At 64.7% G+C, this 13487-nt stretch carries 11 protein-coding genes; 3 read left to right on the forward strand and 8 right to left on the reverse strand.

Annotation, left to right across the window (positions count from 1 at the left end; genetic code table 11):
• Positions 1-2: 2 nt before the first annotated feature.
• The 7 genes from HG421_RS14085 to HG421_RS14115 all read right to left on the reverse strand — a co-directional run bounded on the left by HG421_RS14085 (position 3) and on the right by HG421_RS14115 (position 7287).
• Entirely contained in the window at positions 3-965 is a 963-nt protein-coding gene (locus HG421_RS14085; RefSeq protein WP_169706906.1) for a DUF58 domain-containing protein, read from the reverse strand.
• 22 nt (positions 966-987) lie between these two features.
• Positions 988-2007, reverse strand: a complete 1020-nt coding sequence (locus tag HG421_RS14090) for an AAA family ATPase (protein ID WP_169706907.1) — start codon at positions 2005-2007, stop codon at positions 988-990.
• A 281-nt stretch (positions 2008-2288) separates the two neighbouring features.
• A complete protein-coding gene (locus tag HG421_RS14095) occupies positions 2289-4235 on the reverse strand; it encodes a type IV pilus secretin PilQ (RefSeq protein ID WP_169706908.1) in 1947 nt (648 codons plus the stop codon).
• Between the two features lie 19 nt (positions 4236-4254).
• Positions 4255-4788, reverse strand: coding sequence for a pilus assembly protein PilP (locus tag HG421_RS14100; RefSeq protein ID WP_169706909.1), 534 nt, complete (start codon positions 4786-4788; stop codon positions 4255-4257).
• The gene (locus tag HG421_RS14105; RefSeq protein ID WP_064510515.1) at positions 4785-5450 is read right to left on the reverse strand and encodes a type 4a pilus biogenesis protein PilO; all 666 of its coding nucleotides are present in this window, start codon (positions 5448-5450) and stop codon (positions 4785-4787) included. The genes HG421_RS14100 and HG421_RS14105 overlap by 4 nt, the downstream gene beginning before the upstream one ends.
• Positions 5447-6229 (reverse strand): PilN domain-containing protein, encoded by a 783-nt coding sequence (locus HG421_RS14110; protein WP_169706910.1) that lies wholly within the window; start codon positions 6227-6229, stop codon positions 5447-5449. Before HG421_RS14110 ends, HG421_RS14105 begins: the two co-directional genes overlap by 4 nt.
• On the reverse strand, positions 6229-7287 hold the full coding sequence (locus HG421_RS14115; protein ID WP_169706911.1) for a pilus assembly protein PilM: 1059 nt from the start codon (positions 7285-7287) through the stop codon (positions 6229-6231). The genes HG421_RS14110 and HG421_RS14115 overlap by 1 nt, the downstream gene beginning before the upstream one ends.
• A 214-nt stretch (positions 7288-7501) precedes the next feature.
• On the opposite strand from HG421_RS14115, the gene HG421_RS14120 reads away from it, so the two are divergent.
• The 3 genes from HG421_RS14120 to HG421_RS14130 all read left to right on the forward strand — a co-directional run bounded on the left by HG421_RS14120 (position 7502) and on the right by HG421_RS14130 (position 11833).
• Positions 7502-9928, forward strand: a complete 2427-nt coding sequence (locus HG421_RS14120) for a penicillin-binding protein 1A (protein ID WP_169706912.1) — start codon at positions 7502-7504, stop codon at positions 9926-9928.
• A 243-nt stretch (positions 9929-10171) separates the two neighbouring features.
• Entirely contained in the window at positions 10172-10831 is a 660-nt protein-coding gene (locus HG421_RS14125) for a hypothetical protein (RefSeq protein WP_169706913.1), read from the forward strand.
• Positions 10832-11017: 186 nt separating this feature from the next.
• Positions 11018-11833: a DMP19 family protein gene (locus HG421_RS14130; RefSeq protein WP_169706914.1), complete on the forward strand. Its 816-nt coding sequence runs from the start codon at positions 11018-11020 to the stop codon at positions 11831-11833.
• A gap of 193 nt (positions 11834-12026) precedes the next feature.
• Here HG421_RS14130 and HG421_RS14135 read toward each other — a convergent pair whose 3' ends face one another.
• Entirely contained in the window at positions 12027-13316 is a 1290-nt protein-coding gene (locus HG421_RS14135) for a citrate synthase (RefSeq protein WP_104539991.1), read from the reverse strand.
• Positions 13317-13487 lie beyond the last annotated feature (171 nt).

Here is a 13487-nt window from a genome sequence, read left to right on the forward strand (position 1 = left end):
CGTCATGCGCCCCGCGCGGATGCGCCGCCACCGAGCCAGGCATCGCTGGCATCGTCGGTGGACAGGCGATGCAGGCGCACGCCGCGTGCCTGCAGCATCGCGGCCAGGTGTTCCAGTGGCGCCACGAACTCGGCCTGCCAGCGCGCGCGTGCGGACTGGCTGGCCAGGTCCACCGCAATGCGTTCGCCGCGCACATCGAAACTCAGCGCGCGCGCCGGTGGCGACAGCTCCAGCGGATCGACCAGCACGATCACCACCACCTCGTGATGCAGCGCCAGGCCGGACCACCGGGTCGCGGAAATCGCGCTGGCACTGCGCGCATCGGCCAGTACGGTCAGCCGCGCACCGGGCCGCAGCAGGCGCGCGGCATGGTCCAGCGCGACCTCCAGCCCGGCATCGCCGGACGGTGGCTGGGCGTACCAGCGCGCCAGGGCATCCAGCACCGGCAATACGCCACGCTGCCCCGACCGCGGCGCAATCGGCGCTTCGTTGGAAGTACCGCGCAAGGCGGCGATGCGGTCGCCCTGTCGCTGTGCCAGCCACGCCGCCACCGCTCCGGCGCGCGCTGCCTGTACCGACTTGTAGCGCACCCGCGTCCCGAAGAAGAGCGCTGGCGAGGTGTCGGCCACGATCAGGCTCAGGCGCTCGCGCTCGGCCTGGAACAACTTGGTATGCGCGCGCCCGGTGCGGGCGGTGACGCGCCAGTCGATATGCCGTGCGTCATCGCCGGCCACATAGTCGCGCGACTCGGCGTACTCCATCCCGCGTCCACGTGTCGCGGCCGGCACCGGGCCCACCAGGCCATGCCGGCCGCGTCCGGGTTGCCCGCGATGCAGCGCGGTGCCCCGCAATGCGATCAGCTCCGCAAGACTCGGGCGCAGGCCGTCGCCGGCGACGGACGAGGCGGAATGTGCGGGGGGCGGAGACGGCATCGAAGACATCGGAGTCGGGCGGGAGGACGGCATACCTCGGCAACGCGCTACCCGATCAGGGCAGCGGGATCTTGTCCAGCAGGGCGGCCACCAGACGCTCGCCATCCCAGCCTTCGGCAGTGGCCTCGTAGCTGGGCAACACGCGATGGCGCAGCACATCCGGAGCGATGGCGCGGATATCGTCCGGGGTGACGTAGTCGCGCCCGGCCAGCCATGCACGCGCACGCGCGCAGCGCTCCAGCGCGATCGAGCCACGCGGACTGGCGCCCCAGGCGATCCGCCGCCCCAATGCAGGGTCGTAGCGCTGTGCATCGCGCGAGGCGAGCACGATCTCGATCAAATACCGTTCCAGTTGCGGCGCCAGATGCACGTCCAGCACCACCCGCCGCGCCGCGAACACGTCTTCCAGCGGAATCCTGTCGGGAACGGCCTCGTGTCTTTCCAGCGTATCGCGCGCCGCCTCGCGGGCCAGGCGCAGGATCTGCGCCTCGGCGTCGGCCTGCGGGTAGCCGATGCGCACATGCATCAGGAAGCGGTCCAGTTGCGCTTCGGGCAGCGGAAAGGTGCCTTCCTGCTCGATCGGGTTCTGCGTTGCCATCACCAGGAACAGCTGCGGCAGCGCATAGGTGTGCCGGCCCACGGTGACCTGCCGTTCGCCCATCGCCTCGAGCAGGGCCGACTGCACCTTGGCCGGCGCACGGTTGATCTCGTCGGCCAGCAGGATGGGATGGAAGATCGGCCCCGGCATGAATTCGAACCGGCTGTCCTGCGGGCGCCAGATCTCGGTGCCGGTCAGATCGGCCGGCAGCAGATCCGGGGTGAACTGCACCCGCGCAAAATCCGCTTCCAGCCGCGAGGCCAGCGCGCGGATCGCCGTGGTCTTGGCCAGCCCGGGCGCGCCCTCGACCAACAGATGGCCATCAGCCAGCAGGGCGATCAGCAACCGCTCGACCAGCGCCGACTGGCCGACGATACGCTGCGCCAGCGACTCGCGCAGGGAGGTGAATTGACGATGCAGCCGGTCCTCGGCGGGCGCGGCAGCGGCTTCTGGGGGGAGGAGCGGCGGTGCGTTCATAGGCCCAGTGTGACCGATCCGGGCGCAATTGGTTCACTTGGCGATGGCGGGAGGTTCAGTGAGTGACCGGGTTCATACTCCACTCCGCCAGCCGCGTAGCAACAACGATTTGGTTCGATGGACAGCGCAGGCAGCCTGAGCGGCAGACATCTTCGAAGAAGGCGGGGCGAGCATGTCATCTGACACACACGAGGTTTGAATGCGCCCCGAGAAGCGCGTCGCCTCCATGCTTCCTGAAAAGAAGAAGGCCGCTTTCGCGGCCTCTTCTTCACGCGTCGCGCTTACCGCGCTGCGCTCGCCACCCGCAACACTTTCGGGGTAACGAAGACCAGCAACTCGGCCTTCTCCTTGCTGCGCCCGCGCTTCTTGAACAGATTCCCCAAGAACGGGATATCGCCCAGGAACGGCACCTTCGACACGCTCTCGCGGTCGGTGAATTCGTAAACGCCGCCGATCACAACCGTTTCGCCATCGGCCACAAGCACAGCCGTATTGACCTCACGACGGTTGATTTCCGGCACGGTGCCGTATTGCGGCAGATCGATAAATCGCGCGACCTCATCTTTTTTAACGTTCATGTTGAGAAAGACGCGATTGTCGTTCGTAATCGTCGGCGTGACCTTCAGTTCGAGCAGAACTTCCTTGAACTGCACGTTAGCCTGCGAGCCACCGCCTGCAGCGCCTGCACCGCTGATCGTCACATAGCCGATTTCGCGGCCCTGCTTGATCACACCCTCACGTTGGTTGGCGGTCACGATGCGAGGGTTGGAAACGACTTCGCCGCGACCTTCTTCCTGCATCGCCGACAGCTCGATATCCAGGTTGAAGTGGGAACCCAACAGAGTGTAGGCAAGACCTGCTGCGCCACTGTTCGTGAAGCCGCCCGCTCCAAGATCGACGTTCAGGCCCGACGGAAACAGATGCGCTGGCAACGTGGTTTGTGTACCGCCATTGGCGACCTCCAGACCAGCTTGCGCAGAGGTATTGAGGTAGTTGACATTGCTTTCCAGCGAACCGCTCAAGATACCCCGACCCGTTGCACCAGTGACGCCAAAACGCGCACCAAGGTCGCGGGCGAACGTATCGGTGGCAATCACGATACGGCTTTCGATCAACACCTGATCCACCGGACGGTCGATATGCGAGATCAGCTCGCGCATCTGCGCGACCTTCTTCGGGATATCGCTGATCATCAGGGTGTTGGTGCGCTCGTCGGCCACCAGACGGCCACGCGGCGACAGGAAACCGTTGTCCTGCTGCCCGGCACCGCCCTGACCGCCACCACCTTGCCCGCCGCCGCCACCGCCGATTCCCTTGGCCTCGGTCAGCGCTTTGAAGATCACCGCCGCGTTGTGGTAGTTGATCTGCACGTAATCGGTGATCAGGTCCTCGCGATTCTCGATCGCGATGCGTGCGTCTTCCTTGTCCTGCTCGAACTTGGCCAGCTCCGGCTGCGGAGCGACCCACACCACGCCGCCGTCGCGACGCTTGTCCAGGCCCTTGGCGCGCAGCACGATGTCCAGCGCCTGGTCCCACGGCACGTTCATCAGGCGCAGGGTCACATTGCCCTGCACGGTGTCGGAGGCAACGATGTTGAGGTTGGATTCTTCGGCGATCAGCTGCAGCACGGTGCGTACCGGCACGTCCTGGAAGTTGAACGTCACCGGGCGGCCGCTGTAGCCACGCGCCGCGATCTGCGCGGCAGCCTGGGTCACCGCCGCCGGGCTCACACCGCCCACGGCCGGCTGGCCCTTGCGCGGGGTGATCTCGACCACGTATTCGTTACCGGTCTGGTAGGCCAGCGAATCGAACGCACCCTTGGTCGACAGCACCAGCTGCGAGCCGGAGCCGGACGGCTTGACCTCCACGCGCTGCACCGGCGTGGCGAAGTCGGTGACGTTGAGCGGGCGCTGCAACTCCGGCGGCAACTTGGCGTTGCTGATGTCCACCAGCACGTTGTCGCCCTGGGTCCGCAGGTCCGGGCTGGCGCCCTGGCCGTCGAACTTCAGGATCAACCGGCCTGCGCCGTCGTCGCCGCGTTTGAAATCGATCTTGGACACCGCCAGGCTCGCCGGAGCGGTCTTGGCCGGATCCTGCGCAGGCGAAGTCAGCGCGGCAGCCGCGAACGCGCTGCCACTGGCCAGCGCCAGCGCGAACCCCAACGCGCAGGCCTGGAGCATCGCGTGGCGTCGAACCGGACGCAGCCGCTGGGCATTGGAAAACGTCATCGTGCTATCCCCTATCACTTTATTGATCATCCAATGCGAGTGCGGCCGGCCGTTCAAGCCATCCACCCGCACCGTCCGGCACAAGTTCAATCAGTTCGATGCGGTCTTCGTAGACCCCGGTCACCCGGCCATCGCTCTGTCCCAGATACACACCCGGTCGCACCCGGTAGGTCACCTTGTCGGGCGCCATGACCAGTGCGATCAGACCCGACCCACCCCCGATGGTCCCCACCATGTCGAGAGCGTCGAGCGGGAAGGCCTCCAACGGCTCCTTGCGCCGGTTCGGATCCGGTCGGGTGCCATTGCCGCCTTCTGCGCTGACCCAGGCATCGCTGAACGGGTCGCGCATCGTCTGCGCTGCGTATTCGAACGTCTCGAACTGCTGCATCACCGGCAACGGCTCCAGCGGCGGCGCAGGACGCGCACGCACTTCGGCCACCCAGGCTTCCAGATTCGGTGCGTCGCCCGGGGTACTGGTGATGCCGCGGCTGCAGGCCGGCAACACAGCAATTAGCGCCATGCAGGACAGGATCTTGAGCAATTTCATGGTCATTGGCCGCCCTTCTTCGCAGCGTCGGCCGCCGCCTTCTCCTGCTCGGCCATTTCCTCATCGTCCAGATAACGATAGGTCTTGACCGTGCCGGACAGTTCCAGCGCGCCGCGTGGCGTGATGCCGGCCTTGGCATCCTTGGGCTTGAGGTTGATGTCGTGCATGGTCAGGATCACCACGCGCGGCAGCGAGGCCACACCGCTGACGAAGGCGCCGAACTGGTGGTAACTACCCACCATGCGCAGGGCGATCGGCTTCTCGGCGTAGAACTCCTTCGGCGATTCCGGACCCGGCTGGAACAGCTCGTTGGACAGGCCGCTGGACAACGCGGTCTGCGAGATGTCGATGATCAGGTCGGGCATTTCGGTCTTGCTGGGCAACTGGCGCAGCATCTGCTGCAACACCTGCTCCATCTGCGCGAGCTGTTGCTTGAGCGGCTCCAGATTGACCGCGCGGCCCTGCTGGGTTTCGAACTCGGTACGCAGCTGGGTTTCGGTGCCTTCCAGCCCTTCCAGTTCGTCGCGCTTGCCGCTGATCAGCAGGAACCAGGCCAGGACCATGATGAACAGGCCCACGACCACGCAGAACACGATGCGTGCCTGCTGCGGCCAGCCGCCGATGTTGTTGAAATCCAGATCGCTGAGCTTGAATGATTTCTTACTCATGACGCCGCCCCCTCCTGCGGCCGAGTGGCTTGCGCCGGTGCCGCTTGTGCGGGTGCAGGCGTAGCAGCAGGTGCCGGTGCGGCTGGCGCCGGTGTGGCCGGCGGCGCAGCAGGTGCTGGCGCCGTGCCCGCCGGCGCCGTGCCCGGTGCTGCCGGTGCCTGTCCGTCGACCGGCGCAGTGCCGTTCTTGTCGGACTCGTTCGGGTTGGCCAGCTTGACCTTCAGCGTGAACACATACGGCAGGGTCTTGCTGTCCATCGCCGAAGAGACAGGCTGACCGGCGGCCTTGTCCTGGCTCTTGGCCTCAATGATCGACAGGTCCGGATTGGTCATCCAGCCCGAGCCTTCCAGGTTGCGCATGTATGCACTGACGCGCGCGTTGGATTGCGAGCGGCCTTCCAGGGTCAGGATGTCGCCGTCCTGCTTGATGTTGGTCAGCGCCACGCCATCGGGAATGGTGCGCACCAGCGAATCGAACAGGTGCACCATCTGCGAGCGGTTGGCCTGCAGTTCCTCGATGACCTTCTTGCGGGCCAGCAGGCGGTCCTTCTTCTTGTCGAGTTCCTTGATCTCTTCGTTCTGCGCCTTGACCTTTTCGATCTCGGTGGTCAAGAACGCATTGCGCTCGGTCTGGCCGCTGATCTGCGCGTCGTAGTAGAACCAGATCAAGGCCGACAACAGCACGCCGCCCAACGCGGCGAAGCCCAGCATCGAATAGAACTCACGCTCACGCGCCTTCCGGCGCTCGGCGCGCCAGGGCAGTAGGTTGATTCTTGCCATCAGTCAAAGCTCCTCAGGGCCAGGCCGGTGGCGATCATCAATGCAGGCGCATCCAGCGCCAGCGCGTGGGCCTGGACCTTCGGCCCCAGCGTCATCTGTGCGAGCGGATTGGCCACCACGGTGGTCACGCCCAGCTGTTCCTCGACCATTTCCGGCAACCGCGCCAACGCGGCGCAGCCGCCGGCCAGCACGATGCAGTCCACGCGATTGAATTCACTGCCGGCGTAGAAGAACTGCAACAGGCGGCTGATCTGCTGCACCGTCGCCTCCTTGAACGGCTCCAGCACTTCGACCTCGTAGCTTTCCGGCAACCCACCCTGGCGCTTGGCCAGGCCGGCTTCTTCGTAGGTCAGGCCGTAACGGCGCATCACTTCGTCGGTCAGCTGCTTGCCGCCGAATACCTGCTCGCGGCTGTACAGGCTACGGCCGGAGCGCAGCACGCTCAGCGTGGTCATGGTGGCGCCGATGTCCACCAGCGCGACCACCGCATCGGCGGCCACCGGCAGTTCGCTGGCCACCAGGGCAAAGGCGTTCTCGACCGCGAAGGCCTCCACGTCCATCACCTTGGCGGTCAGACCACCGAGTTCCAGCGCCGACTGGCGCAGCTCCACGTTCTCCGAGCGCGAGGCGGCCAGCAGCACCTGGACCATGTCCGGGCTGTTGGGTATCGGGCCGAGCACCTCGAAATCGAGATTCACTTCCTCGATCGGGTACGGGATGTAGTTGGTGGCTTCCAGTTCGACCTGGGCCTCCAGATCGCTATCGTCCAGGTCGGCAGGCATCGGGATCAACTTGGTGATCACCGCCGACCCAGCCACGGCCGCCGCCGCGTTCTTGGCCTTGCTGCCGGAACGGTTGATGGCGCGACGAATGGCTTCGCCCACCGCCTCCACTTCGACGATGTTCTTTTCCACCACCGCGTTCGGCGGCAACGGTTCCACCGCGTAGTGTTCCACGCGAAAACGATTCCCGCTGCGCGACAGCTGCAAAAGCTTGACCGCAGTGGAACTGATGTCGACACCAATCAGTGGCGACTGACTCTTGGGTAGAAGCCCCACGGTAACTCCCCTGCCGATGGGCACTTGGACGCAGCCTGCGCCCTCGTATTAATAATCAAATTTTAACAGTTGACAAGACCTTCACGCGCAAGGCAATGACCCCGCGACCGTGACCCCGGTACTGTCTTCTGCGATCCCCAGAGTTCGGCCCCAGCCAAACTCGGCGTCATCTATACTCTGTGACCAAGAAATCTGCAATCGGAATCTCTCTTACATGCCCCGTATTCGCCGTTGGCTGGGCTGGATCCTGGCCACGCTCGTTGTGCTCGCACTGCTCGGCGCCATTGCCGCTGGCGGCCTGTATTACGCCATTTCCTCGAAGTTGCCGGACGTTCAATCGCTCAAGCAGGTCGAACTGCAGGAGCCGATGTATGTCTATTCCAGCGACGGCCGACTGATGGCCGTCTATGGCGAGACCCGGCGCTACCCGATCCAGATGAAGGAGGTGCCGCTGCGCCTGAAGCAGGCCTTCCTGGCCACCGAGGACGCGCGCTTCTACGAACATGGGGGCGTGGACTACAAGGGCATCGGCCGCGCGGTGTGGCTGCTGGCCACCACCGATGCCAAGCGGGTGCCGGGCGGCTCGACCATCACCCAGCAGGTGGCGCGGCAGTTCTTCCTGAGCTCCGAATACAGCTACACCCGCAAGCTGGCCGAGATCCTGCTGGCGCGCAAGATCGAAAGCGAGCTGAGCAAGGACGAGATCTTCGAGCTATATCTCAACAAGAGCTTCTTCGGCAATCGCGCCTATGGCGTCGGTGCCGCCGCCGAGTATTACTACGGCAAGAAGCTGGGCGAGCTGAGCCTGGACGAGATGGCCTCGCTGGCCGGCATCCCCAAGTTCCCGTCCAGCGGCAACCCGATCAGCAACCCAGAGCGTGCGCGCGAACGCCGCGACTATTATGTGTTGCAGCGCATGGCCGACCTGGGCTTCGTCAGCCAAGCCGAAGCCGATGCCGCCAAGGCCGTGCCGATGCATGCCAAGCCGCATGAGCCGCCGGTGGAGGTGTATGCCCCGTACGTGGCCGAGCTGGTGCGCCAGGAGATGATCGCCAAGTACGGCGGCGACGTGCTCAACAAGGGCTACCACGTCACCACCACCATCGATGCGACCCTGCAGACCGGCGCCGACGCGGCGGTGGCCGAAGGCCTGCGGCTGTACGACCACCGTCACGGCTGGCATGGCGTGGAGCAGCATTTCGATGTGGCCGCCGATGCGGATGCCGCCGCGCTGGCCAAGCACCTGACCGGCGCCTTCACCCAGGGCGGGCTGCGGCCGGTGATCGTGGCGCGCACCAACGCCGATGGCGGGGTGACCGTCGTACAGCACGACAAGACCGAACTCACCCTGCCCGCCTCGGCCAGCCGCTGGACCAGCAAGACCCCGGCCAAGTTGCTGACCCGCGGCGATCTGACCCGCATCCGTGCCGGCGAGAAAGACGGCGAGTGGATCATCGACCAGCTGCCGCGCGGCCAGGCGGCGCTGGTGTCGCTGGATGCCAACAGTGGCGCGCTGCGCGCCTTGGTCGGCGGTTTCAGCTTTGCCGGCAACAAGTTCAATCGCGCCACCCAGGCACGCCGCCAGCCCGGCTCCAGCTTCAAGCCGTTCGTGTATGCCGCCGCCTTCGAGAAGGGCTTCAACCCGGCCTCGATCGTGCTGGATGCGCCAGTGGTGTTCCGCGACCGCCGCGGCAAGACCTGGTCGCCGCAGAACGATGGCGGCGGCTTCCGCGGCCCGATGCGGCTGCGCGAGGCGCTGGTGCAATCGCGCAACCTGGTGTCGGTGCGCCTGCTGGATGCGATCGGCGTCGATTTCGCACGCAAGTACATCAGCCAGTTCGGCTTCCAGGAGGCCGAGTTGCCGCCCAACCTGTCGATGTCGCTGGGCACCGCGTCGCTGACCCCGCTGTCGGTGGCACGCGGCTACGCCGTGTTCGCCAATGGCGGCTCGCGCGTGGACACCTGGATCGTGGATGAGGTGAAGGACCGCGACGGCAAGGTCGTCTTCAAGGAAGTGCCTGCGGTAGCCTGCCGCACCTGCGCGCTGCAGGGCGGCAATGTCGCCCCGGTCAGCCAGGTGGTGGATGGTTTCAACTTCGGCGCGCAGGCGCCGGCCACGCCGCCCGCCCCGGCCGCCAACGCCGCCCCGGCAGCGGCGGAAACTGCGCCGGTGGCGACGGCGGAGACCAAGATCGCCCCGCGCGCCATCGACGAGCGCACCGCCTACCAGTTGGTGTCGATGATGCGCGACGTGGTCCAGCGCGGCACCGGCACCGCGGCCAAGGTGCTGGGCCGCGAGGACGTGGGCGGCAAGACCGGCTCGACCAATGACCACCGCGACGCCTGGTTCTCCGGCTTCGGCGGTCCGTATGCCACCACCGTGTGGGTCGGCCGCGACGACTTCCGTTCGCTGGGCTACCGCGAGTACGGCGGCAAGGCGGCCCTGCCGATCTGGATCGACTACATGCGCGTGGCCCTGAAGGACAAGCCGATCGCCGCCAATGATCCGCCTGATGGCATGACCCAGGCCACCATCAACGGCGCGGTCGAGTGGGTGAAGAACGAGGATCTGGATCGCCTGCAGGATTACGACTACGGCCTGCAGGAACAGCAGGACGAGAAGGCGTTCGATATTTTTTGAGGGCCGGGATTGGGGATTCGGGATTGGGGAATCGGAACGGCGGAGCTGGTCCGGTTCCCTTTTTTCTTGGGCGGGTGGGGTAGGCGCCGCGGCGCGACACGGCAGCTGGCGCTTGCGGCCGATTGCCTGATGGAACCAGGGCGAAAGTACAACGCAGGCGTTTTCGACATGGCGCAACGCATTCGCCATGTCTTCATGTGGCTGTTGTAGAGTCGAAGCCAGGTTCATCAGGGGAGCCGGATCATGCATCACGCACGCCAGCACGCCGATACGCGCACCCGGGAACGCCGTCATCGGCTCGCCCACGAGGCCGCCAGATTGATGGCCGAAGGCGGTATCCGCGATTTCCACCAGGCCAAGCTCAAGGCCGCCAGCCGGCTCGGCATCCATGACGATGCCTCGTTGCCGCGCAACCGCGAGATCGAGGATGCCCTGCGCGAATACCAGCGCCTGTTCGCCGGCCCCGACCACACCACCCGGCTGCGCCAGCGCCGCGAGGCCGCGTTGCGGGCGCTGGATTTCCTCAGCCGGTTCCAGCCACGACTGACCGGCCCGGTGCTGGAGGGCACCGCGGATGCGAATGCGCCCGTACAGCTGCAGCTGCACAGCGACGATGCGGACGCGGTGCAACGCTTCCTCGAAGAACACCGCATTCCTGCCCAAGCGCGTACCCGCCGCCTGCGGCTGGACCGCGAGCGCAACGGCGAGTTTCCGGTGTGGCTGTTCAGTGCCGAAGACCTGAGCTTCGACCTGACCGTGTTGCCCTACGATGCGCTGCGCCAGGCGCCACTCTCGCAACTGGACGAAAAGCCGATGCCGCGCGCCTCGGCGGCGCAACTGCGGCAGCTGCTTGCCGAACAGCCGCCCGCCGACGAATTCACATCACATCTCGCAACGCGGTAACTGCGCAGCGGCAGGCACGATGCGACCGCCAATGCGCGGTCAGCCACAACTCGCGCGTTCGCCCCCCCCCTGCCTGCCCGCATGGCCGACGAGCACTCCCGAGGCTGACAATAAAGTCTTGAAGACGATCCGCCGTCAGAATGGAATCATGCCGGTCTAGTCCATCCAGAAAACCAAGGCGCCCACATGAAATCCGACACCATCATCGTTTCGCACGAGAGTCTTGATGCCCCGGACCCATACGCACTGATTCAGTCAAACATCGACGTGGTCAATGCCCTGGTGGGCAACTACATGCGGGAAGATGAAATCTCCGAAACTGCCTTGTGCAGCTACTACGTCGATTTTTATCTAGCACAGGTCAACAACGGCGGCTTTGCGCAATTTCTGTTGAATTCCAACCCTGACTCGAAGGTCATGCAATTTGTCGCGCGCGGTCTTGAGGCGATGCGCGCTCCAAGGCATGCAGCCTTGTACGCCGAAAACCACGCCGACTTCATGCGCCTTGAGCAGCAGGACCTGGAAATCTTTGTGCAGGATCCGTATGGCGAGGGCAGCTCCATTCGTAGATCTTTAAGTCAGCGCGACAACGCCTTCTATGATCTGGAGCGCGAGGAAAACCTGATCGAGTTGAATTCGGCATGGTTGCGTCATCACCCACGGCTGCTGGCATTGCCGCCGGACCGGCTAACACAGGAAATAGAACGCCTTGCAAGCACAGTCCCCGCCGCGGAACGCCAGGCGCGGATCGATCTGGCACGCAGGCACCAACCGCGCTATATGAAATTGATTGACCGCCTATGCGAGGAAAGCGGACACACCCTGGACCGCATCACTGCCGGTGACCCAAGCCATAGACATGACGGCAACCAAGTGCTCGCCTGGCACTTCCTCACCAGCCGCGGACACTTCTATATGCTTGACCTGGACGGCATTGCATCCATGCACGATGCCGCCGACCAAGCGTTGATTGCCAAGATCCAGGCACCGGCAGAGCTTTAGAGCAACCAGATGAATGTGCTCACCCCAAGGTTTGGCAGGTAGCGTTGGTTTCGCGCGTCTCTTCGACCTGACAGCCGTTCGGCATGGGCTCATCCGCTGCCGGCAAGTGCGTCTTCTCCGATAAGCGCGCCAGGCAACAACGAAAACGCCCCGCAGTGCGGGGCGCTCGTTTACGCAGCGAAACGTGAGCCGATCAGCGCTTGGCGCTGTCGGTGTAGTCGCGCTTGTCGTAGCCGGTATAGATCTGGCGCGGACGGCCGATCTTCATTTCCGGATCGACCTGCTGCTCCAGCCAATGCGACACCCAGCCGGCGGTACGGGCGATGGCGAACATCACGGTGAACATTTCCACCGGGATATTGAGCGCCTTGTAGATGATGCCCGAGTAGAAGTCGACGTTCGGGTACAGCTTGCGCTGCACGAAGTAGTCGTCCTTCAGCGCGGCCTCTTCCAGCTTCAGCGCCACTTCCAGCAGCGGGTCGTTGACACCCAGCTCGCCCAGCACCTTGTGGGTCATCTCGCGGATGATCTTGGCGCGCGGGTCGAAGTTCTTGTAGACGCGGTGACCGAAGCCCATCAGGCGGAACGAGGAGTTCTTGTCCTTGGCCTTGGCCACGGCCGACTCGACGTTATCGGCAGTGCCGATCTCTTCGAGCATCTTCAGCACCGCTTCGTTGGCGCCGCCGTGTGCCGGGCCCCACAGCGCGGTGATGCCCGCTGCGACCGAGGCGTACGGATTGGCGCCGGTCGAACCGACCAGACGCACGGTCGAGGTCGAGGCGTTCTGCTCGTGATCGGCATGCAGGATGAACAGCAGATCCAGCGCCTTGGCCACCACCGGATTGATCTCCAGCGGCTCGCTCGGCACTTCGAACATCATGTGCAGGAAGCGGTCGACGTAGTTCAGGTTGTTGCGCGGGTAGCGGATCGGCCAGCCGATCGAATAGCGGTACGCTGCCGCAGCCAGGGTCGGCACCTTGGCGATCAGACGGATGGCCGCCTGACGGCGCTGCTCCGGATCGTTGAGGTCCAGGGTGTCGTGGTAGAACGCCGACAGCGAGGCGACCGAGCCGGCCAGCATGGCCATCGGGTGTGCGTCGTGACGGAAACCGCCGAGGAAGTTCTTCAGCGACTCGTGCATCATCGTGTGATGCGTCACTTCGTGGTCGAACTTCTTGAATTCGTCCGCCGTCGGCAGTTCGCCGTTCATCAGCAGGTACGACACTTCCAGGAAGCTGGACTTCTCGGCCAGCTGCTCGATCGGGTAACCGCGGTACAACAACACGCCGTTGTCGCCATCGATGTAGGTGATGGCCGACTTGCAGCTGGCGGTGGCGGTGAAGCCCGAGTCGTAGGTGAACAGACCGGTTTCTTTGGTCAGCTTGGAAATATCGACGCAGTCATTGCCCAACGTGGGCTTGAGAACCGGCAGAACGACCGACGTGTCGCCGGCGTTGAGCGTGACCTGATCAAGATCGGACACTGTGTACGCTCCTTCAGTGGAAGGCGCCTGATCCCACATGGGCAGGCACGTGATGGAAGTCCAAGGCGTCGCCTCGGATCACGTCATTATCGCACAGCAGCATTTTGGCCGTCGCTTGGACAGAAGTCGTAGATGCGCAGCGCAGGGGTGCGCAGGCGAAGCGGCACTCCC

The organism is Xanthomonas campestris pv. badrii (assembly GCF_012848175.1).
Classification (GTDB): Bacteria; Pseudomonadota; Gammaproteobacteria; order Xanthomonadales; family Xanthomonadaceae; genus Xanthomonas; species Xanthomonas campestris_C.